Annotated in this window: 10 protein-coding genes; 8 read left to right on the top strand and 2 right to left on the bottom strand. The window is 71.0% G+C overall.

All coding sequences use genetic code 11. From position 1 onward, the window contains the following. The first annotated feature begins 5 nt into the window (after window positions 1-5). The 8 genes from SB816_RS08105 to SB816_RS08070 all read left to right on the top strand — a co-directional run bounded on the left by SB816_RS08105 (window position 6) and on the right by SB816_RS08070 (window position 19099). The gene (locus tag SB816_RS08105; RefSeq protein ID WP_410546763.1) at window positions 6-3194 is read left to right on the top strand and encodes an alpha-1,4-glucan--maltose-1-phosphate maltosyltransferase; all 3189 of its coding nucleotides are present in this window, start codon (window positions 6-8) and stop codon (window positions 3192-3194) included. A gap of 22 nt (window positions 3195-3216) precedes the next feature. Then, window positions 3217-6558, top strand: a complete 3342-nt coding sequence (gene treS, locus SB816_RS08100; RefSeq protein ID WP_144654759.1) for a maltose alpha-D-glucosyltransferase — start codon at window positions 3217-3219, stop codon at window positions 6556-6558. Beyond that, complete coding sequence (gene glgB / locus SB816_RS08095) at window positions 6555-8795, top strand: 1,4-alpha-glucan branching protein GlgB (RefSeq protein WP_410546762.1); 2241 nt, start codon at window positions 6555-6557, stop codon at window positions 8793-8795. The genes treS and glgB overlap by 4 nt, the downstream gene beginning before the upstream one ends. Before the next feature lie 2 nt (window positions 8796-8797). After that, window positions 8798-10909 (top strand): glycogen debranching protein GlgX, encoded by a 2112-nt coding sequence (glgX, locus tag SB816_RS08090; protein ID WP_410546761.1) that lies wholly within the window; start codon window positions 8798-8800, stop codon window positions 10907-10909. Continuing rightward, window positions 10906-12687 (top strand): malto-oligosyltrehalose trehalohydrolase, encoded by a 1782-nt coding sequence (gene treZ / locus SB816_RS08085; protein WP_410546760.1) that lies wholly within the window; start codon window positions 10906-10908, stop codon window positions 12685-12687. Before glgX ends, treZ begins: the two co-directional genes overlap by 4 nt. Further along, on the top strand, window positions 12684-14804 hold the full coding sequence (gene malQ, locus SB816_RS08080) for a 4-alpha-glucanotransferase (RefSeq protein WP_175143204.1): 2121 nt from the start codon (window positions 12684-12686) through the stop codon (window positions 14802-14804). The genes treZ and malQ overlap by 4 nt, the downstream gene beginning before the upstream one ends. After that, on the top strand, window positions 14801-17497 hold the full coding sequence (gene treY, locus SB816_RS08075; RefSeq protein WP_410546759.1) for a malto-oligosyltrehalose synthase: 2697 nt from the start codon (window positions 14801-14803) through the stop codon (window positions 17495-17497). The genes malQ and treY overlap by 4 nt, the downstream gene beginning before the upstream one ends. 246 nt (window positions 17498-17743) lie before the next feature. Beyond that, window positions 17744-19099 carry an amino acid permease gene (locus SB816_RS08070; protein WP_240317308.1) on the top strand — a complete coding sequence of 452 codons (1356 nt, stop codon included), beginning with the start codon at window positions 17744-17746 and terminating at the stop codon, window positions 19097-19099. A gap of 75 nt (window positions 19100-19174) precedes the next feature. On the opposite strand, the gene ligD is transcribed toward SB816_RS08070, so the two are convergent. Further along, window positions 19175-21781, bottom strand: coding sequence for a DNA ligase D (gene ligD / locus SB816_RS08065; RefSeq protein WP_410546758.1), 2607 nt, complete (start codon window positions 21779-21781; stop codon window positions 19175-19177). A 2-nt stretch (window positions 21782-21783) separates the two neighbouring features. Further along, a complete protein-coding gene (locus SB816_RS08060) occupies window positions 21784-22737 on the bottom strand; it encodes a Ku protein (RefSeq protein WP_410546757.1) in 954 nt (317 codons plus the stop codon). Window positions 22738-22764 lie beyond the last annotated feature (27 nt).

Genomic DNA, 22764 nt, shown 5'->3' with positions numbered 1-22764 from the left:
CCGCCATGGCCAAGCCGCACGCCCTGCCTGACAACGCCGGCCTGCCTCGCATCCACTACGCGCGCGCCGGCCTGCCGCCGGCGTCGGACGACGGGGCGCGCGAGCAGTGGCTGGCGAGCGTGCGCCGCGCCGGTTTCACCGCGGTGCTGGCGCCCGTGCCCTGGCTCTGCCCGCCGGGCGCGCGGACGCTGGCGCCGGTCGATGCCGACCACGCCGCCGCCGACGGCGGCGTCGAGCCGCTCGCAACGCGGCTGGCGCGCGACGCGCGCAGCGCCGCCGACCACGGCCTGACGTTGCTGCTGCGCCTGGAGCTGCAGCGCGTGGCGCGCGAGGCCCGCGACACCACGGCCCCGGCCGCCTGGTATCGCGACCCCGTCGACGCCCCCGCGCGCGACCCGCGCCTGCCAGTCACCGAGCATGGCGTGAGGCAACTGCGCGACGGCCCGCCGGCGGGCTTCGTGGCCGCCTGGGCCGAGCGCCTGCGGCGCTGGACGCGCGCCGGGGTGGGCGGCTATGTGGTGCACGTGCCCCCGGTCCTGGACGCGCAGGCCTGGCGGGCATTGTTCGCGCCCTCGCGCGAGGCCGACGGCGAACTGCGCGCCCTGGCCTGGACCCCGGGGTTGGCGCCCGCGGCGTTGGCGGGCTTGCACGACGCTGGCTTTGACGGCGTGTTCTCATCGCTGCCCTGGTGGGACTACCGGGCGCCCTGGCTGGCCGAGGAGTACGATCGCCTGCGCGCCATCGCGCCGATCATCGCCCCCGCGTGCGCGCTGGACGCCCCGCCCGCGGGCGCCGCGGCGCCCCGGGCGGATCCGCGGCGCGCCTGGACCGCGGCCCTGAGCGGCTGCGGCTGGCTCGCCGACGACATCGGCGAGGCCGGCGGCGCCCCCCAGGTCAATGCCTGGTTGCGGCAGGCCCATGCCACCGCCCCGCCCCGGATCGTCGTGGGCCGCGACGGCGGCGCCACCCTGGTGCTGCGCGAGACGGCCGCCGAGGGCGCGGATCTGCTCGCGCTCAATCCCGACGACCAGGCCCCCGCGCGCCTGGACCGGGACCTGGCCGCCGGCCTGCTGCCGCCCGGCGAGCTCTCCCCCCGGGACGGCGCGCCAGCCGACGGCATCCTGGCGCCCGCAGGCCATGCCCGTTATCTGCTGTCCCCCGCCCCGCCGATATGCGCGGCGCCACGGATGGCGGCCCCGGCGCGCGCCGAAGGCGCCCCCCAGGCGCGCATCGCCATCGAGCAGGTCGCGCCCGCCGTCGACGGCGGCGGCTTTCCGGTCAAATGCAGCGTCCACGAACAGGTCGAGGTGCGGGCGGACATCTTCATGGACGGCCACGACCAGCTCGCCGCCGAACTTCGCTGGCGCGCCGACGACGAACCCGGCTGGCGCAGCGTGCCGATGGTTCCTGCCGGCAACGACCGCTGGCAGGCCGCCTTCCGCCCGAGCCGGATCGGCCCGCACACCTTCCAGATCGTCGCCTGGTACGACAGTTGGGCCACCTTCCAGCACGAGTTCGAGGTCAAGCACGCCGCCGGCGCCAGCCTGCGGCTCGAGCGCGAGGAAGGGCTGCAATTACTGCGCGAGGCGGACCAGCGCGCCAGCATGGGCGGCGCGTCCGGCGCCGGCGCCGGCCTGCTCAAGCGCGCCATCAAGACCCGCGCCGCGCGGCGCGAGGGCGACGAGCCCGACGCCGAGCAGATTGCGCTGCTGCTCAGCCCGGCGCTGGCGCAGGCCATGCGCGGCCTGGACAGCCATCCGTTCGAGTCGCTGTCCGCCCCCCATCCCGTCTGGGCCGACCGGCCGCGCGCGGTCCACGCCGCCTGGTATGAATTGTTTCCGCGCTCCCAGGCAACCGAGGCGGGCCGCCACGGCACGTTCGACGACGTGATCGCACGCCTGCCCGACATCCGCGAAATGGGCTTCGACGTGCTGTACCTGCCGCCGATCCACCCCATCGGCCGGTCCAACCGCAAGGGCCGCAACAACAGTTTGCAGGCCGGGCCGGACGACGTGGGCAGCCCCTACGCGATCGGATCGGCGGCAGGCGGCCACGACGCCATCGAACCGCAACTGGGCACGCTGGAGGATTTCCTGCGGCTGGTGCACGCGGCGCGCGCCCACGGCATGGAAATGGCCCTGGACTTCGCCATTCAGTGCTCGCCCGATCACCCCTGGCTGGCGCAGCACCCGGACTGGTTTTCGTGGCGGCCCGACGGATCGCTGCGCTACGCCGAGAATCCGCCCAAGAAATACCAGGACATCGTCAACGTGTCGTTCTACGGCCCCGCGCCCAAGCGCGCGCGCAAGCTCGGGCTGTGGCGCGCCCTGCGCGACATCGTGCTGTTCTGGGCGGAACAGGGCGTGCGCACGTTCCGCGTCGACAACCCGCACACCAAGCCGCTGCCGTTCTGGCAGTGGCTGATCGCCGAAATCCACGCGCGCCATCCCGACGTGCTGTTCCTGTCCGAAGCCTTCACCCGCCCCAAGATGATGTACCGGCTGGCGAAGGTGGGATTCACGCAGTCATACACCTACTTCACCTGGCGCAACGACAAGGCCGAGCTGGAAGACTACCTGCGCGAGATCTCGCAGCCGCCGGCGGCGGATTTCTTCCGGCCGCATTTCTTCGTCAACACGCCCGATATCAACCCCCTGTTCCTGCAGACCTCGGGCCGTCCCGGCTTCCTGATCCGCGCGGCGCTGGCCGCGCTGGGCTCGGGGCTGTGGGGCGTCTACAGCGGCTTCGAACTGTGCGAGGCCGCGCCGGTGCCGGGCAAGGAGGAATACCTGGACTCCGAGAAGTACGAACTGCGCCCGCGCGACTGGCGCCAACCCGGCAACATCCGCGCCGACATCGCCCGCCTGAACCAGCTTCGCCGCGCCAACCCCGCCCTGCAGAGCCACCGCGGCCTGACGCTGGCCGCCAGCGGCAATGCGCGCGTCATCGCGTTCGCCAAGGCCACGCCCGGACAGGGCAACGTGATCCTGGCGGCGATCAGCCTGGACCCGTTCCACGCCCAGACGGCCCGCATCGAACCGCCCTACGCGCTCTTCTGCCCGCCGTGGGCCGCCGAGATGGTGGCCGAGGATCTGCTGGCCGAACGGCGCGAAACCTGGCGGGGCGGCGCCCGCGAAGTGGCGCTGTCTCCCGAACAACCCTATCGCATCTGGCGGCTGTCGCGTCATGGTTGACGCCGCCATGGAGCCCGCAACCATGAACAGCGATACCCCGCCCCAGGACGACGGCCTCTGGTACAAGGACGCGGTCGTCTACCAACTGCACGTGAAGTCGTTCTTCGACTCCAACGACGATGGCGTCGGCGACCTGCCGGGGCTGATCTCCAAGCTGGACTACATCGCCAACCTCGGCGTGGACACGATCTGGCTGCTGCCGTTCTACCCCTCGCCGCGGCGCGACGACGGCTATGACATCGCCGACTATCGCGGCGTGCACCCGGACTACGGCACCGTGGCCGACGTGCGCCGGCTGATCCGGGCGGCGCACGCGCGCGGCTTGCGGGTGATCACGGAACTGGTGGTCAACCACACGTCCGACCAGCATCCGTGGTTCCAGCGCGCCCGCAGTTCGCGGCCCGGTTCGGCCGCGCGCAACTTCTACGTGTGGTCGGACAACGACAAGGCCTATGCCGGCACCCGCGTCATCTTCTGCGACACCGAAAAATCCAACTGGACCTGGGACCCGGTGGCCAACGCCTACTTCTGGCACCGCTTCTACTCGCACCAGCCCGACCTGAACTACGACAACCCGCAGGTGCTCAAGGAAGTGCTGGCGGTGATGCGCCATTGGCTGGACATGGGCGTGGACGGCCTGCGGCTGGACGCGGTGCCCTACCTGGTCGAGCGCGAGGGCACCAACAACGAGAACCTGCCCGAGACCCACCAGGTGCTCAAGCGCATCCGCGCCGTGATCGATAGCGAATATCCCGGGCGCCTGCTGCTGGCCGAGGCCAACCAGTGGCCCGAGGACGCGCAGGAATACTTCGGCAATGGCGACGAATGCCATATGTCGTTCCACTTCCCGCTGATGCCGCGCATGTACATGGCCATCGCGCAGGAAGACCGCTTTCCCATCACCGACATCATCCGCCAGACGCCGGACATCCCCGCCACCTGCCAGTGGGCCATTTTCCTGCGCAACCACGACGAACTGACGCTGGAGATGGTCACCAGCCGCGAGCGCGACTATCTCTGGAGCGTCTACGCGGCCGATCCGCGCGCGCGCATCAACCTGGGCATCCGCCGCCGCCTGGCGCCGCTGCTGGAACGCGACCGGCGCCGGGTCGAACTGATGAACAGCCTGCTCTTGTCGATGCCCGGCACGCCGGTGCTGTACTACGGCGACGAACTCGGCATGGGCGACAACGTGCACCTGGGCGACCGCGACGGCGTGCGCACGCCAATGCAGTGGTCGCCCGACCGCAACGGCGGCTTCTCGCGCGCCGACCCCGAACGGCTGCCGCTGCCGGTGCTGATGGGTCCGCTGTACGGCTATGAAGCCGTGAATGTCGAGGCCCAGCAGCGCGATCCGCATTCGCTGCTGAACTGGACCCGCCGCATGCTGGCGCAGCGCCGCCAGACCCACGCCTTCGGGCGCGGCACGCTGCGTTTCATCCAGGCCGGCAACCGCAAGATCCTGGCCTACCTGCGGCAGTGGCGCGACACCACCATCCTGTGCGTGGCCAACCTGTCCAACGCCGCCCAGCCGGTGGAGCTGCCGCTGCAGGCCTTCAATGGCCGGGTGCCGGTCGAAATGCTGGGCGGCACGCCGTTTCCCGCGATCGGCGAACTGCCGTACCTGTTGACGCTGCCGCCTTACGGCTTTTACTGGATGGACCTGAGCGCCAACGCGGCGCCGCCGGGCTGGCATGCCAGTCCGCCTGAGCGCATGCCGGAACTGGTTACGCTGGTCCTGCGCGGCCACGCCAACGCGGTGCTGACCGACGCCTCGCGTCTCGCGCTCGAAACCGAAGTCCTGCCCGAATACCTGGCGCGCCAGCGCTGGTTCCCCGGCAGCGCCGCGCCGCCGCGCGCACAGTTGGCCTATGCCACGCCGTTCGGCGCCGATGGCGCGGAGTACTACTGGGCCGAGGCCGAGCCGGCCGATGCCCCCGCCACGCAACGGGTGCAGGTGCCCTTCGCACTGGTATGGGACGAAACCGCGCAGATCCAGTATCCGATCGCGCGGGTGCGGCGCGGACCGGAGGTCGGCATCCTTGCCGACGCGTTCCTGCAGCCCGGCTTCGTGCTGGGGATCGTCGCGGCCCTGCGCGCCGCCCGGGAATGGGACGGCCGCCAGGGCGGCAAGCCGGGCGAGCGCCCCGGCGTCATCCGCTGCCTGCCCGAGCCCGGCCTGGCGACGCTCGACCTCGGCGGCGAACCGGCGCTGCAATGGATCAGCGGCGAACAATCCAACAGTTCGGTGGTGATCGGCGGGCAGGCCATCCTGAAACTGCTGCGCAATGTCCAGCCCGGCCTGTCGGCCGAAGTGGAAATGAGCCGCCACCTGACGCGCGCCGGCTACGCCAACATGCCCGCCCTGCTGGGCGAAGTCCGGCGGATCGATGCCGAGGACACGCCGTGCACGCTGGCCGTGCTGTATGCCTACATTCCCAACGAAGGCGACGCCTGGACCTGGACACTCGATTTCCTCAAGCGCGCCCTCGGCACCGCGCTGCTGGGGGGCGACAGCCCCGAGGAATTCGAGGCCAGCCTGGAAGGCTATGCCACCCTGGCTAACACCATGGGCCGGCGCGTGGCGCAATTGCACCAGGCCCTGTCGCGGCCCAGCGACGATCCGGCCTTCGCGCCCGCGGTGGCGTCGCGCGAGGCGGGCGACGCGCTCGCGGCCCAGGTCAACGCGCAACTGGACCGCGCCGCGCAGGCGCTGCGCGCGCGCCTGGACGCGCTGGAGCCCCCCTCACGCGCTTGCGCCCAATGGCTGTTCGAACACCACGAACGCCTGGCGGCGCGGGTCGAAAGCATGGCCCAGGCGCTCGCCGGCAGCCCGCTGATCCGCGTCCACGGCGACCTGCACCTGGGCCAGATCCTGGTGGCGCAGACCGACGCCTACCTGATCGATTTCGAGGGCGAACCCGATCAACCGCTGGCGTTGCGCCGGCAATTGGCTTCGCCCGCCAAGGATGTGGCCGGCATGCTGCGCTCGTTCGACTATGCCGCGGCCGCCGTGGCGCGCCAGGATCCCCTGGGCGGCGCGCCGGCCGACGCCAATGCCGCGCCAGTGGAGAATGCGGCCGCGTCGAACTCGCCGGGGCAATTGCGCGATGCGCTGCTGGCGCGCTTTCGCGCCCGCGCCACCGAAGCCTTCCTGCAGGGCTACGAGGAAGCCGCCGCGGCCAACGCCCCGCGATGGCGCACCCTGCTGCAATTGGCGCAGCTCGAAAAGGCCGCCTACGAAATCGCCTACGAGGCCGGCCACCGGCCCGATTGGCTGTCCATTCCCCTGTGCGCGCTGGGCGCCCTGGCGCACACCCTGCTGCAGAACGCGGCCATCGATGCCGAGGATCCGACCTCATGAACCGACGCCACGCCTCTTCCCGCGGCGCCGCCGGCGCGAACGGCCGTCCGCCGCCTGCCGCGCCTTCCCTGACGCCCCCTCTGGACGCGGCGCAGCGCACCGCCCTGGTCGCCGGCCTGCATGGCGACCCCTTCGCCGTGCTGGGCCCGCATGACGGCCACGTGCGGGTGCTGGCGCCCGGCGCGCGGTCGGTCACCGTGATCGGCGCCGATGAGGCGCGCCACCCGCTGGCCGATGACGGCGACGGCCTGTTCAGCGGCCCCGCGGACTGCGCCCGCGCCGGCGAGCCTGCCTCGTACCGGCTGGAGATCGAATGGCCGCAGGCGTTGCAGCGCACCGCCGACCCATATGCCTTCGGCCCATTGCTGCCGGCCGACGCCTTGCGCGGGTTGGCGGCCGGCGACTGGCGGGCCGCCCTGGACTGGCTCGGCGCGCGGCCCGCCACGGTCGATGGCGTCGCCGGGCTGCGCTGCGCCGTCTGGGCGCCGAACGCGCGCCGCGTGGCGCTGGTCGGCGACTTCAATAGCTGGGATCCCCGCCGCCACGGCATGCGGCTGCGGCACGAGGCCGGCGTCTGGGAGCTGTTCGTGCCCGACGTCGCGGCGGGCTCGGCCTACAAGTTCGCCGTCACCGACGCGACCGGCGCGATCCGTTTCAAGGCCGACCCGCACGCGCGCCGCGCCGAACTGCCGCCGGCAACCGCCTCGGTGGTGGACGACGCGGCGCCCTATCCGTGGACGGACGGCGACTGGATGCGCGGCCGCGGGAACCGCCATGGCGCGGACGCGCCCATCGCGATCTATGAAGTCCACGCGGGCTCATGGCTGGCCACCGGCGACGATGCCTGCGCCTGGCGGCAACTGGCCGACAAGCTGCCGGCCTACGCCGCGTCGATGGGGTTTTCACATATCGAACTGATGCCGATCATGGAACATCCGTTCGGCGGCTCGTGGGGCTACCAGCCGCTGGGCTTGTTCGCGCCCAGCGCGCGCTTCGGTCCGCCGGCGGACTTCGCGCACTTCGTCGACCGCTGCCACGCCGCCGGCGTTGGCGTCATCCTGGACTGGGTGCCCGCGCACTTTCCCGACGACGCCCATGGCCTGGCGCGCTTTGACGGCACGGCGCTTTACGAATACGACGACCCGCGCGAGGGCTACCACCCCGACTGGCACACGCTGGTCTACAACCTGGGACGCACCGAAGTGCGGGGATTCATGATCGCCAGCGCCCTGCACTGGCTGCAACGCTTCCACGTCGATGGCCTGCGCGTGGACGCGGTGGCGTCCATGCTGTACCGCGACTACAGCCGGCGGCCCGGCGAATGGATTCCCAACCGCCACGGCGGCCGCGAGAACCTGGAGGCCGTCGATTTCCTGCGCGCGCTGAACCAGGCGGTGCGCCACGAGGTGCCCGACGCGATCATGGTCGCCGAGGAGTCCACCGCCTGGCCCGGCGTGACCGCCCCGGTGGCCGAGGGCGGCCTGGGCTTTCACTACAAGTGGAACATGGGCTGGATGCATGACACCCTGCGCTACCTGCGCGAAGACCCGGTGCACCGCAAGCACCACCACGGCGAGCTGACTTTCAGCATGGTCTACGCCTATGCCGAACGCTACGTCCTGCCGCTGTCGCACGACGAGGTGGTGCACGGCAAGGGCTCGCTGCTGAACAAGATGCCCGGCGACGCCGCCGCGCGCCTGGCCAACCTGCGCGCCTACCTGGGCTACATGTGGGCCCATCCGGGCAAGAAGCTGCTGTTCATGGGCGGCGAGATCGCCCAGCCCGACGAATGGAACCACGATGCGCCGCTGGATTGGAACCTCCTGGACGATCCGCCTCGCAGGGGCGTGCAGCGGCTGGTCGGCGACCTGAACCGGCTGTACCGCGACCAGCCCGCGCTGCACGCGCTTGACGCCGACCCCGCCGGATTCGCCTGGGTGGTGCTGGATGACGCCGACAACAGCGTGGTCGCCTTCCTGCGCACCGATGGCGCGGCGCAAATGCTGGCGATCAGCAACTTCACGCCGGTGGCCCGGGACGGCTACCGCGTCGGCGTGCCGCTGCCCGGCCGCTGGGCCGAAGTCCTCAATACCGATGCCGGCGCCTATGGCGGCGCCGGCGGCGGCAACCTTGGGCTGGCGCGCACCGCGCCGGAGCCGGCGCACGGCCATGCCCAATCGCTGGCCCTGGCGCTGCCGGCCCTGTCCACCCTCTACTTCAGGCATGAAGGCGAATGACCATGGATCCCTCCCTGTTGACCCGCATGACCGCCGGCCACCCCTATCCGCTGGGGGCCGTCAGCGACGGCCTGGGCGTGAACTTCGCCGTGTTCTCGGCCAACGCCACCCGCATCGAGGTCTGCCTGTTCGATGCCCGCGGCCGCAAGGAACTGCGCCGTTTCGATCTGCCGGAATGCACCGACGAGATCTGGCACGGCTACCTGCCCGATGCGCAGCCGGGCCTGGTCTACGGCTTGCGCGCCCATGGCCCGTACGACCCGCGCAACGGCCACCGCTTCAACCCGCACAAGCTGCTGCTGGACCCCTACGCGCGCCAGCTCACCGGCCCGGTCAACTGGAGCGATGCGCTGTTCGGATACCGCCTCAACCACGCCCGCGCCGACCTGGCGATGGACCGGCGCGACAGCGCCCCCGCCATGCCCAAGGCGATCGTGGTGGAGGATATGCCGTTCAACTGGGGCAACAGCAAGCCGCCGCGCACCGCCTGGGCCGACAGCGTCATCTACGAGATGCACCTGCGCGGCGCCTCGATGCAGCGCGAAGACCTGCGTCAACCGCTGCGGGGCACCAGCGCGGCGCTGGCCGATCCGCGCTTCATCGAGCACCTGCAGCGGCTGGGCGTGACCGCGATCGAACTGCTGCCGGTGCACGCCTTCCTGCAGGACCGCTTCCTGCTCGAGCGCGGGCTGCGCAACTACTGGGGCTACAACACGCTGTCGTTCTTCGCGCCCGAACCGTCGTACCTGCAGCACGGCCCCAACGACCTGCGCCAGGCCATTCGCCGCCTGCACGCTGCCGGCCTGGAGGTCATCCTCGACGTGGTCTACAACCACACCTGCGAAGGCAACGAACTGGGGCCGACGCTGTCCTGGCGCGGGCTGGACAATGCCAGCTACTACCGCCTGGTGCCGGGCGAGGAACGCCACTACATCAACGACACCGGCTGCGGCAACACGGTCAACCTGTCCCATCCGCGAGTGCTGCAGATGGTGACCGATTCACTGCGCCACTGGGTGCGGTCCTATGGCGTGGATGGCTTCCGCTTCGACCTGGGGGTCACGCTGGGGCGGGAAGGCACCGGCTTCGATCCGGGGTCGGGCTTTTTCGACGCCGTGCTGCAGGACCCGGAACTGGCGGGCATCAAGCTCATTTCCGAACCGTGGGACATCGGCCCGGACGGCTACCAGCTCGGCAACCACCCGCCCGGCTTCGCCGAGTGGAACGACCGCTACCGCGACACGACGCGGCGCTACTGGCGCGGCGACGAGGGGCAGCGCGGCGACATGGCGGCGCGGCTGACCGGCTCGCGCGACGTCTTCGACCGCCGCCACCGGCGCCCCTGGGCCAGCGTCAACTTCGTCGCCTCGCACGATGGCTTCACCGTGCGCGACGTCGTCAGCTACGACGGCCGCCACAACGAGGCCAATGGCGAGAACGGCGACGACGGCCATCCCGAGAACTACAGCAGCAATTGGGGCGAGGAAGGTCCCAGCCAGGACGAGGCGGTGCTGGAACGGCGCGACCGGGTGCAGCGGGCGCTGCTGGCCACGCTGTGCCTGTCGGATGGCACGCCCATGCTGCTGGCCGGGGATGAATTCGGCAACACCCAGGACGGCAATAACAACGCCTACTGCCAGGACAATCCCCTGTCCTGGCTCGACTGGACCCAGGCCCAGAGCGATGAAGGCCGCGCGTTGAGCCAGGCGGTGGCGCGCGCGCTGGCCTTGCGGCGCGGTCATCCTTCCCTGCGGGCCGCGCGCTATGGCGACGCCGCCCGCGAAGTCTGCCCCGGCGTGGCCGCCATCGCCTGGTTCAACCCCGACGGCCGCCCCATCGAACCGGCCTCCTGGGAAGATGTCACCGCCAAGTCCCTCGCCCTGCGCCGCGCCGCGCTGCGTGACGACGGCAGCGCCGACATCACGCTGCTGCTGCTCAATCCCGGCGCCGAGCCGGCCGCCTTCACGCTGCCAGCGCCGGCGCTGGCCTGGATCCGCGAGCTGGATTCCTCCGCACCGACCGCCGCGGCGCCCGTCAATCAGGGAGAACTCGTGGTGCCGGCGCAGAGCCTGGTGCTGCTGGCGGCCGCCCACATTCCGGAGCAGGCGCAATGACCGCATGGCCCGAACCATTTTCCTTCGGCGCCCTGCCGCTGCCCGATGGCCGCACGCGCTTTCGCCTGTGGGCGCCTTCCGCGCCCCCCGGGCTGGCCCTGCTGATCGAGGGCCGCGATCCCATCGCGCTGCGGCGCGACGCGCAGGGGTATGCGCAGGTGGATGTGGATTGCGGCCCGGGCACCCGCTACCGCTACCGCATCGGCGACGCGCTGGTGGTGCCCGATCCCGCCTCGCGCCTGCAGGCCGGCGACGTGCGTGACGCCAGCGTGGTCACCGGCCTCGACACCTACCCATGGCGGCATCCGGGATGGCGCGGCCGGCCATGGGAGGAGACCGTGCTGTACGAAGTGCACGTGGGCCTGGCAGGCGGCTATGCCGGCCTGCGGCAACGCCTGCCCGCCCTCGCCGACCTTGGCGTCACGATGCTCGAACTGATGCCGCTGGCCGATTTCCCCGGGCCGCGCAACTGGGGCTACGACGGCGTGCTGCCGTACGCGCCCGACACCGCCTACGGCACGCCCGAGGAACTGAAGGACCTCATCGATACCGCCCACGGCCTGGGCATGGGCGTGATGCTGGACGTGGTCTACAACCATTTCGGCCCTGATGGCAATTTCCTGTCGCAATACGCCGCGCCGTTCTTCCGCGACGACGTGCCCACGCCGTGGGGCGCGGCCATCGATCTGCGCCAGGCCGCCGTGCGCCGCTATTTCGAGGAAAGCGCGCTTCATTGGCTCACCGAATACCGTTTCGACGGTCTGCGGCTTGACGCCGTGCATGCCATCATCGACCAGGACTGGCTGGAGGAATTGGCGCGCCACCTGCGCGGCCAGTTGCCGCAACGCCACCTGCACCTGGTGCTGGAGAACGACGACAACCGCGCGTCGCTGCTCGGCGCCGGTTACGACGCGCAATGGAACGACGACGCGCACCACGTGCTGCACCACCTGCTGACCGGCGAATCGCATGGCTACTACGCCGATTACACGCGCTATCCGGCCCAGGCGCTGGCCCAATGCCTGGAGCAAGGCTGGCTGTACCAGGGCCAGCCCTCCGCCCATCGCGGCGGCCGCCCGCGTGGCGAACCCAGCGCCCACCTGCCGCCCACGGCCTTCGTGCTGTTCCTGCAGAACCACGACCAGACCGGCAACCGCGCCCAGGGCGAACGCCTGACCACCCTGACGCCATCGCCGGACCGCCTGCGCGCGGCGGTCGCCCTGCAACTGCTGGCCCCGCAGATCCCCCTGATCTTCATGGGCGAGGAATGCGGCAGCACCGCGCCCTTCCTCTACTTCACCAGCCATGCCGATCCGGCGCTGGCGCGGGCGGTGCGCGAGGGCAGGCGCCGCGAGTTCCCGGCCCTCGCGCTCGACGCGGCCGCGGTGCCCGACCCCGGCGCCATCGACACCTATGCCCGCAGCCAGCCATGGACCGCCGAACACAGCGACGAGGGCAAGGCCTGGCGCACCTATTACCGGGCGCTGCTGCACCTGCGGCGGCAGCTCATCGCGCCGCGCCTGCGCGGCGCGGTCAGCCTGGGCGCCCTGGCGCTGGGCGCCGCCACCGCGCTCGCCCGCTGGCGGCTGGACGATGGCGCGGTGCTCTCGCTGTACGTCAACCTGGGCGATGCGCCCGAGTCCCTGCCGCCCGATCTGTCGCCGCCCCCGGCGGACTGCGACCTGTTGTTCGAGTCGCTGCCCGGCGCGTTCAACGCGCTGCGCACCGGCAGCGTGTGCGGCAACAGCGCGACCTACCTGCTGGAGAACACGCCATGACCGCCTCGCTGTCCGCGCTGGCCAAGGCCGCCGGCCTGGCGGAACATTGGACCGACGCCCACCAGCGGGCCCGCGTCGTCGCGCCCGACACGCTGCGCGCCCTGCTGCGCGCGATGGACCTGCCCGCCGACAGCGACGCGGACATCCGCGACAGCCACGAACGGCTGGCCAGCGCCCGCGGCGCGGCGCAACTGCCGGCCATGCTGGTCGGCATCGCCGGCGGCATGCTGAAGGTGCCGCCTTCGTGCGCGGGGCGCTACGAGATCAGCGCCGCGCACGCCAGGCCGCTGGCCGGGGAAACCACCCCGGACGCCGCCGGCCAGCCGGAGATCGCCCTCCCCACCGTTCCCGGCTACTACACCCTGGCGCTGCGCGCCGGCGCCACCCTCCTGGCGGTGGCGCCGGCCAGCGCGCCCACGCCGTCCCAATTGCTGGGCGAGCCCCGGCCGCGCGCCTGGGGCCTGGCGGTACAGGTCTACAGCCTGCGACGCGCCAGCGACGATCCGGTTCACGCGACCCAGGGCCATGGCGATTTCGGCGCGCTGCGCGAGCTGGCCGCGAGCGCGGGCGCAGCGGGCGCGGACGCGCTGGCGATCAGTCCGGTCCACGCGATGTTCGCCGCGGATCCCGAGCAGTACAGTCCCTATTCGCCTTCGAGCCGGCTGTTCCTCAACACGCTCTATGCCGATCCCGCCGCCGTGCTCGGCGACAGGCCGGTGCGCGCGGCGCTGGCGCGGATGGGGCCGTTGGCGCAACAGGCGCTGCATGCCCTGGACAAGCAGGACCTGATCGACTGGCCGCAGACCGCCCGCGCCCGCCAGCGGCTGCTGCGCGAACTGCATCGCGATTTCGAGCGCACGGCGACGCCGCAGCAGCGCCAGGCGCTGCAGGCATTCCGCGCGGCCGGCGGACAGTCCCTGCACGACCATGCGCTGTTCGAAGCGCTGCACGAACACCTGGGCCGCATGCCCGGCGCGCCTCGCGCCTGGACCGCGTGGGCGGACGGCCTGCGCGATCCCCGTTCCGCCGAGGTCCGCGACTTCGCCCAGGCGCAGGCGGCCGAACTGGACTTCCACATCTTCGCGCAATGGCTGGCCGCGGTCAGCCTGTCTCAGGCGCAGCAGACGGCCAGGCGCGCCGGCATGCGCGTGGGCCTGATCGCCGACCTGGCCATCGGCGCCAGCCCCGCCGGCAGCCATGCCTGGAGCCACCAGGCCGACCTGGTGCGGCACGCCGGCGTGGGTGCGCCGCCCGATATCTACAATCCGCAGGGGCAGGCCTGGGGCCTGACGGCGCTGTCGCCGCAGGCCCTGCGCCAATCCGGCTATGCCGCCTTCCTCGCGTTGCTGCGCGCAGGCCTGGCCCACGCCGGCGGACTGCGCATCGACCACATCCTGGGCATGGCGCGCCTGTGGCTGATCCCGAAGGGCGCGCCGGCCAGCGACGGCGCCTACCTGCGCTATCCGCTGCGCACGCTGCTGCGGCTGACGGCGCTGGAGGCGTGGCGCCACCAGGCGCTGGTGATCGGCGAAAACCTGGGCACCGTGCCCGAGGGCTTTGACGACGCGCTGCGCGACCACGGACTGCTGGGCATGGACGTGTTGTGGTTCATGCGGGATGCGGCCGGCCCGCGTCGCGCGGCCGGCTTCGTCGCGCCCGAGGCCTGGCCGGCCCCGGCCGCCGCCATGACGACCACCCATGACCTGCCCACGCTCGCGGGCTGGTGGCGCGGCCGCGATCTCGACTGGCGCAGCGGGCTTGGCCTGCTCGGCGCCGACGAGCGCGAAGCCGACCTGCGCGCGCAGCGCCAAGCGGACCGCGAATGCCTGTGGCAGGCGGTGCGCGACCATGCGCGCCTGCCGCCCGACACGCCCGCGCCTGCGCAAGCGCCCAGCGCCTCGTTGCTGGCCTTCGTCGCGGCCACGCCGTGCCCCCTGGCCCTGGTGCCCCTGGAGGATGCCACCGGCGCGATCGACCAACCCAACCTGCCGGGCGCCGACAGCCGCCATCCCAACTGGCGGCAGCGCCAGCCCCTGGCGGCGGCGGATTGCCTGAAGGACCCGGCGGTGCGCGAACGCCTCGCCCCGCTGCGGTCCCTGCGCGGACGCAAACCATGAACAGCCACGCACCTGTCCTGCCGGCGGGGGCCGGCCGCCCCCGGGCCACGCTGCGCCTGCAACTGCACGCGGGCTTCACCCTCGACGACGCCCGCGCGCAACTGCCCTACTTCGCGGGCCTCGGCATCAGCCATCTGTACCTGTCGCCCATCACCCAGGCACGCGCCGGGTCCACCCATGGCTACGACGTGATCGACCACGGACGGGTCAGCGTCGACCTGGGCGGCGAGGCGGCGCTGCGCCGCCTGGCGGCGCAGGCGCGCGCGCGCGGCATGGGGCTGATCGCCGACATCGTGCCCAACCACATGGCGACCGACGTCGCCAACGCCTGGTGGGCGGACGTATTGCGCCATGGCGAGCGCAGTCCGCATTCGCGCTGCTTCGACATCGACTGGCGCGCGCCCGATCCGGCCCTGCGCGGCAAGGTGCTGCTGCCGGTGCTGCCGGAACCCTACGGCGTCTGCCTCGAGAACGGCGACATTACGTTGGCATACGCCCCCGGACAAGGCTATGCCATCGCCATCGGCGACCAGCGCTACCCGCTGGAGCAGGCCCCGCAATCCGAACAATCCCCCGCGCGGACCTGCGCCGCGCATGCGCCCGCCACGCCCCAGGGCCGGCGCCGGCTGCATCAGTTGCTGGAGCGCCAGCATTACCGCCTGGCCTGGTGGCGCACCGCGCCCGATCAGATCAACTGGCGGCGCTTCTTCGAGATCACCGAGCTGGTCGGCGTGCGGGTCGAGGACGACATCGTGTTCGACGCCGTGCATGCCCTGCCCCTGCGGCTGGTGCAGGAGGGCGTGCTGGACGGCCTGCGCATCGACCATGTCGACGGCCTGGCCATGCCGGGTGCGTACCTGCGGCGGCTGCGCGCGGCCCTGTCCCGGGCCGCGCCGGCGCGCGCGCAGGCCGGCCTGTCAGGCGCGCCTTACCTGATCGTGGAGAAAATCCTCGCCCAGGACGAACCCCTCGACCCGCGCTGGCCCGTCGATGGCACCACCGGCTACGATTTCATGGACCAGGTCGGCGCGCTGCTGCACGTGGCCGACGCCCGGGAGCCGCTGGAGGCCTTCTGGCAAACGCTCACCGGCGACCGCCGGCCGCCATCGACGCAACTGCTGCGGGCGCGCGAGCTGATGCTGGCGCGCCACTTCGCCGCCGAGCGGCTGGTTCTGGTGCGCGCGCTCACCCGGATCGCCCGGCTCGACCTGCGCACCCGCGACTGGACCGCGCCCGCCATCGACCGCGTGCTGAGCGCGTTGCTGGCGGCGTTTCCCGCGTATCGCAGTTATGCGGAGGATGGCGGTCGCGGCGCCACCGATCGCCACCATTGGCGGATCGCCCTGGCCGGCGCGCGCGCCAGCCTGCCCGCCCCGGCCGACAGCGCCGACGGCCGCCTCCTGGCGCTGCTGGATCAATGGCTGGATGGCTCGGCCGGCGAGCCCCAGGAGGAAAGCGCCGCCACCGCCCTGCGCAGCGCGCGGGCGCGGGCGCTGCGCCACTTCCAGCAACTCACCCCGCCCCTGGCCGCCAAGGCCCTGGAAGACACGCTGTTCTATCGCCATGGCCCCTTGCTCTCGCGCAATGAGGTCGGTTCATCGCCCACCCGGTTCGCCCTGGCGCCGAAGGCGTTTTTCGACGCCTGCGCCGCGCGCGCCAGCAGTCATCCCGACGCCATGCTGGCCACCGCCACCCACGACCACAAGCGCGGCGAAGACAGCCGCTGCCGACTGGCCGCGCTGAGCGAAATCCCGCAGGCCTGGATCGCCGCCGCGAGCGACTGGATCGAACGCCTGGCCCCGCGCGACGGCATGCCGTCGCGCGCCGACCGCTACCTGCTGCTGCAGACGCTGGTCGGAGCCTGGCCGCTGGAGCTGGCGCCCGAGGACATTGGCGACCGCCCCGACGCCGTCGTCGCCCTTATCGAGCGCGTGGCGCAATGGCAGCAGAAGGCGCTGCGCGAAGCCAAGCTGCACACGCGCTGGACCGCGCCCGACATCCCCTACGAAGACGCGGCCCGGCAGGCGCTGGACGCGCTGGCGCACACCGCCGGCGGCCGCGGCCTGCTGCGGGAGATCGCGGATTTCGCCGAACGGCTGGCGCCCGCCGGCCTGGTCAACAGCCTGACCCAGACGCTGCTGCGCTATACCCTGCCGGGCATGCCCGATCTGTACCAGGGCGCCGAACTGTGGGACTTCAGCCTGGTCGATCCCGACAACCGCCGTCCCGTGGACTACGCACACCGCGCGGCCTTGCTGGCCGAGGCGGCCGGCGACGGCGCCCTCGACACCAGCGCCGCCGCGTGGCGCAGCGGCGCGATCAAGCAGGCACTGATCCAGCGGTCGCTGGCGCTGCGCGCCCGTCACCCCGAACTGCTGCGCGACGGCGCGTTGCTGCCCCTCGAGATACGCGGACCGCGCGCGTCGCGCCTGCTGGCGTTCCTGCGCCGCCATGCGGGCCAGGCTCTGCTGGTCCTCGCGCCCCATCATTGCGCCACCGCCATTGCCGGCTATGCGCGCGGCGATGGCGCGACCGCCCGCGCCTATTGGGCGGACACGCATGTGATCCTGCCGGCCGGCGTGGGAGGCGAGCTGCATGACGTGCTGTCCGACCGCCGGCATCCGGCCGCGGCGCTGAACGTTGCCGACCTGTTGCGTGACGCGCCAGTGGCGTTGTGCCTGCTATCAGTCTGATTATCTCGCTCGCGCGCAACAAAACCTGGCACTTGCAACAGGACATGGCACGCGCGCCAGCCCTCGCGGCATGGGGCGTATGCTCCTACGCTTAATAGCAAAAAGCGATAAACCGGCAGGGGACATGCCTCTTTTCCATTCCGATGGCGAACACGCCATGGCCCCCGCGCATCTGGAGAGGAGAAGAAGTTGGAGAACACCCCCAATACCGAGCTCAAGGGCGGCCTGAAGTCCCGCCACCTCACGATGATGTCCATCGCCGGCGTCATCGGCGCCGCGCTGTTCGTGGGGTCCGGCAAGCAGATCGCCCTGGCCGGCCCCGCCGTCATCCTGGCCTACATCGGCGGCGGCATCCTGGTCATCCTGGCCATGCGCATGCTGGGCGAGATGGCGGTCGCGCAGCCGGACACCGGCTCGTTCTCGACCTACGCCGACCGCGCCATCGGGCGCTGGGCGGGCTTTACCATCGGCTGGCTCTACTGGTACTTCTGGGCCCTGCTGATGGGCTGGGAAGCCTACGTCGCCGGGCAGATCCTGCACGGCTGGTTCCCGATGGTCCCGGCCTGGGGTTATGCGCTGCTGGTGACGGTGTCGCTGCTGATCGTCAACTTCCTGAACGTGCGCAACTACGGCGAATTCGAATTCTGGTTCGCGCTCATCAAGGTGGTGGCCATCGTGCTGTTCCTGGTGATGGGCAGCCTGGCGCTGGCGCACCTGTGGCCATGGGGCGCCGCCAACGGCTGGGATCACCTGACCAGCCAGGGCTTCATGCCCAACGGCCCCAAGTCCGTGGTGGTGGCGCTGCTGGGCGTGATGTTCGCCTTCATCGGCGCCGAGATCGTCACCGTGGCCGCCGCCGAATCGGCCGACCCGGGACGCGAGATCATCAAGACCACGCGCTCGGTGGTGTGGCGCATCTGCCTGTTCTACGTGGGGTCGATCTTCATCGTGGTCTGCCTGGTGCCGTACAACGCGCCCGGGCTGACGCAGCCGACCCAGGGCACCTACAACGTCGCGCTCGACGCGCTCGGCATTCCGCACGCGCAGTTGATCGTCAACTTCATCGTGCTCACTTCGGTATGCAGTTGCTTCAATTCAGCGCTGTACACCGCCTCGCGCATGCTCTATTCGCTCGCCCGGCGCGGCGACGCCCACCGCGTCATGCAGATCACCGGGCGCAAGACCGGCACGCCCTATGTCGGCGTCATCGTCTCCAGCCTGTTCGCCTTCGCCGCCGTGTGGATGATGGCGACCTCGAAAATGGACGTCTATGACGTGCTGATGCAGGCCACCGGCACCATCGCGCTGTTCGTCTACCTGGCCATCGCCTTCTCGCAATTGCGCATGCGCCAGCGCCTGCAGGCGCGCGGGGTGCGGCTGGAATTCAGGATGTGGCTGTTCCCGTGGCTGACGTATGCGGTGATCGTCTGCATCATCGCCGCCCTGGTCACCATGGTGATCGAAGGCACCTATCGCAACGAAGTGGTCTACACCTCGATCCTGGCCGGCGTCATCGTCGCCATGGGCATCGTGGCGCAGGTGTTCGGCATCGGCACGCGCGCCCGGGCCGAAGCGGAACTGGCGCCGGCGGGCGCCGAGTAGGCCGCCGGCCCCAAGCCCCCGCCTGTTGACCGGCCCCGGCGCCGGTCAACGGCTGGATCGGGGCGCCGAGGCGTCCTACCCGCCCGAATCCGGCTTGAAGTCCATCGCCTTCATGGCCGCGCCCAGCGCTTGCGGGGTGTAGTCGTCCCACGGCGAGTCGCCGACATCCAGGCGCTCATGGATGTTGGCGATGGTCCACTGGTCGCTGGCCCGGACCTCGTCCAGCTCGTCCCACGCCAGCGGCACCGACACCCCCATCCCCGGCCGCGCACGCGCCGACCAGGCCGCCACCGTGGTGGCGCCGAAGCCGTTGCGCAGGTAATCGGCGAAGATCCGGCCGACGCGGTTCTTCGGACCGCTCTTGGCCACGAACACCTGCGGCAGCGTGCGCGCCAGATGCTGGACGATGGCCTGCGAGAACGCCTTGACCGTGTCCCAGTCGTATTGCCGACGCAGCGGCACCACCACGTGCAGGCCCTTGCCGCCGCTGGTCTTGAGCCAGCTTCGCAAACCGATTTCGCGCAGCATCACGTGGACCAGCCGCGCCGCCTGCTGCATCGACGGCCAAGCCACGCCTTCGCCCGGGTCCAGGTCGAACAACATGCGGTCGGGCTTGTCGATCGCGCTTTTCACCGCGTTCCAGGTGTGGAACTCGACCACGTTCATCTGCGCCGCCGACATGATCGCCTGCGGCGTCGGCACCTCCATCAAGGGCGGATGATCCGGGTCCAGTTCCTGCGGCAGCGGCCGCACGCCCGGCATCGGCGCCTCCAGGTGCTTCTGGAAAAAGAACTCGCCCTTCAGGCCGGACGGGGCGCGCAGAAAGGAAACGGGCCGGTCCTTCAGATGCCGCAGCAGCAGCGGCGCCACCAGCCCGTCGTAGCGCGCCAGGTCCAGCTTGGTCAGCCCCGTGGACGGATCGATGATGCGTTCAGGGTGGGTCAGCTTGCCGGCGCCTGGCTGGGCCTTGCCCGCCTTGGCCTTGCCAGTCTGGGCGCTGCCCGCCTTGGCCTTGCCGGTCTTGGCTTTGCCGGTCTTGCCGGCCGTATCGTCGGACTGCATCGTATCGGCCCCCATCGCCGCCTCCCTGGTGATCGCCCGCGCCGGCTTGTCGGTGCGCAAGCCGCGGAACACGGGGTGGCGCACATGCCCCGCAGCGGTCCATTCGCCGAACGACACTTCCGCCACCAGCTCGGGCCGCACCCAATGGACGCCGCGGCCAACGCCGGCCGCCTTGACGGCGGGCCGCTCCGTTTCCAGGGCGCTCAGGCGGCGTTGCAGCGCCGCCAGGCCCATGTCGTCAAAGCCGGTGCCGACCTTGCCGGCGTAGACCAGCCCGCCGTCCTCGTCGTGGTACGCCAGCAGCAGCGCGCCCAGCCCCACCCGCGCGCCCTTGGGATCGGTATAGCCGGCAATGACGAATTCCTGCCGGCGGGCGCACTTGAGCTTGACCCAGCTATCGCTGCGGCGCGATACGTAGGGCGCCGACAGGCGCTTGGCGATGATGCCCTCCAGCCCCATCTTGCAGGCCGAGGCCACCAGGTCCGCCGGCGCCGCGTCGAAGGCCTCGCTGAAGCGCAGCGGATCGCCGCCGGCGGCCTCCATCACCCGCGCCAGCACCGAGCGGCGCACGCGCAGCGGCTCCTGGCGCAGGTCGCGGCCGGTGACGTAGGGCAGGTCGAACGCGTAGAACAGGATGCCGTCGGTGCGTTCGCCGTCGAAGGCATTCTGCAGCGCCTGGAAGCTGGGCGCGCCGTTGTCGGCCAGCATCACGATCTCGCCGTCGATCCAGGCGTCGGGCAGCGGCAGGCGCTGCAACGCCCGCACCAGGTGCGGCAGCTTCGGCCCCCAGTCGTGGCCGTTGCGCGTGTACAGGCGCACCTGGCCCTCCCGCAGCCGCGCCAGCAGACGGTAACCGTCGAACTTCATCTCGTAGATCCAGTCATCGCCTGCCTGGCGCGGCACGCCTTCCACCAGCGTGGCCAATTGCGGCTTGAGCAACTCCGGCAAGGGCGCCGCCTCGCCCGGCAGGTCCGATGCCCCGGCGCCCGACGCCGGCGGCGACGACGGCGACGCGGCCGCATCCGGCCGCGCCCCGGGCGCCGCGGCGGGCACGGCCCGCGCGCCCGTCCGCGGCGGCGTGGCCACGCTGTCGGGCTGCTCGTCCACCACGCTGAATTCGCTTTCGGCGCGGGCGTGTTCGTCGCGGTCCTTGACCAGCAGCCAGGGCGGCTGCTTTTCCGACTCGCGGCCCTTCATGCGGATCAGCGCCCAGCGTCCACGCATCTTGACGCCATGCAGGTCGAACTTGAGATGGCCGCGCCTGTAGCCAGCGGCCGGATCGCCCACCGGCGACCAGGTGCCGCGATCCCATATGATCACCTTGCCGGCGCCGTACTGGCCCTTGGGGATCTCGCCCTCGAAGCGGTTGTAGGCGATGGGATGGTCTTCCACCTGCACGGCCATGCGCTTGACCGACGGGTCATAGCTGGGTCCCTTGGGCACGGCCCAGCTCTTCATGGCGCCATCCAGTTCCAGCCGGAAGTCGTAGTGCAGGCGGCTGGCCCAGTGCTTCTGGATCACGAAGGCGCGCGCCGCCTCGTTGGCCTGGCCGCCTTCGGCCGGCTCCGACGTCACATTGAAATTGCGCTTGGCGCGGTATTTCGCCAGGGTATCGGCCATGGTCACGCCGCCTTGCGGGTCTTGGCCGCCTTGGCGCCCGCCGCTTTCTTCTTCGCCGGCCGGGCGGCTGCCTTCTTCGCGGTCTTCTTCGCCGCGGCCTTGCCCTTGGCCGTCGCATTGCCCGTTCCATTCCCCGCCCCGTTCGTGGCCTTCCCGGACGAGCGTCCCTTCAGGCTGCGTTGCAGCAGTTCGGTCAGGTCGATGACGTTATCGGCATAGGCGGGCGTTTCCTCCTGCGGCTCGATCACCGTCTCGGTCTTGCCGGCCTTGACCTTGCGGGCCACCAGGTCCATGACCGCGGCCTTGAATTCGTCCTTGTACTGTTCCGGATCCCACTGGCCCGACATGTCGTCCACCAGCATGCGCGCCATCTTCAGCTCGCTGGCGCTGGGCGCGGAGGCCTTGGCGCCCGCCTTTGGCAGGTCCAGGTCCTCGGTGGACTTGACCTCGTCGCCCCAGCGCATCAGGTTCAGCACCAGCGCATCGCCCGACGGAATGAGCGCGGCCAGGTGCTGCTTGGTCTGGATCACCACCTTGGCGATGCCGATCTTGCCGGCCTTGGCCAGCGTGTCGCGCAGCAAGGCATACACCTTCTGGCCCTTGTTGATCGGCGCGACGTAATAGGGCCGCTCCAGGTACACGAACGACACCTCGCCGGCATCCACGAACTGCTGGATCTCGATGGTCTGCGTGGTGCGCGGGTAGGCCTCGGCGATCTCGTCCGGGGAAATGATGACGTACTGGCCGTCCTCATACTCCACGCCCTTGACGATATTGTCCTTGTCGATCTCCTTGCCGGTGCGCTTGTTGATGCGCTTGTAGCCGACCGGGTCCATCGAACGCTTGTCGAGCCAGTCGAAATCCACGCCCGATTCAGTCGTCGCCGTGTGCAGCCCCACCGGGATATGCACCAGCCCGAATGAAATCGCCCCTTTCCAGATGGTTCGCGTCGCCATGATGCCGCTCTCCTTCGGGGCGCCGCT

Origin of the sequence: Achromobacter sp. SIMBA_011 (assembly GCF_046535435.1) — a bacterium.
GTDB lineage: Bacteria > Pseudomonadota > Gammaproteobacteria > Burkholderiales > Burkholderiaceae_B > Achromobacter > Achromobacter dolens.
The sequence above is the reverse complement of the archived record's forward strand: the minus strand, read 5'-3'. Positions and strand labels throughout refer to the sequence as shown.

Bases quoted from the DNA above. Each gene is read 5' to 3' on its own strand.
- SB816_RS08105 (WP_410546763.1), top strand. From the start codon at position 6: ATGGCCAAGCCGCACGCCCTGCCTGACAACGCCGGCCTGCCTCGCATC.
- SB816_RS08060 (WP_410546757.1), bottom strand. From the start codon at position 22,737: ATGGCGACGCGAACCATCTGGAAAGGGGCGATTTCATTCGGGCTGGTG.
- glgB (WP_410546762.1), top strand. From the start codon at position 6,555: ATGAACCGACGCCACGCCTCTTCCCGCGGCGCCGCCGGCGCGAACGGC.
- treY (WP_410546759.1), top strand. From the start codon at position 14,801: ATGAACAGCCACGCACCTGTCCTGCCGGCGGGGGCCGGCCGCCCCCGG.
- ligD (WP_410546758.1), bottom strand. From the start codon at position 21,781: ATGGCCGATACCCTGGCGAAATACCGCGCCAAGCGCAATTTCAATGTG.
- SB816_RS08070 (WP_240317308.1), top strand. From the start codon at position 17,744: ATGATGTCCATCGCCGGCGTCATCGGCGCCGCGCTGTTCGTGGGGTCC.
- treS (WP_144654759.1), top strand. From the start codon at position 3,217: ATGAACAGCGATACCCCGCCCCAGGACGACGGCCTCTGGTACAAGGAC.
- glgX (WP_410546761.1), top strand. From the start codon at position 8,798: ATGGATCCCTCCCTGTTGACCCGCATGACCGCCGGCCACCCCTATCCG.
- malQ (WP_175143204.1), top strand. From the start codon at position 12,684: ATGACCGCCTCGCTGTCCGCGCTGGCCAAGGCCGCCGGCCTGGCGGAA.
- treZ (WP_410546760.1), top strand. From the start codon at position 10,906: ATGACCGCATGGCCCGAACCATTTTCCTTCGGCGCCCTGCCGCTGCCC.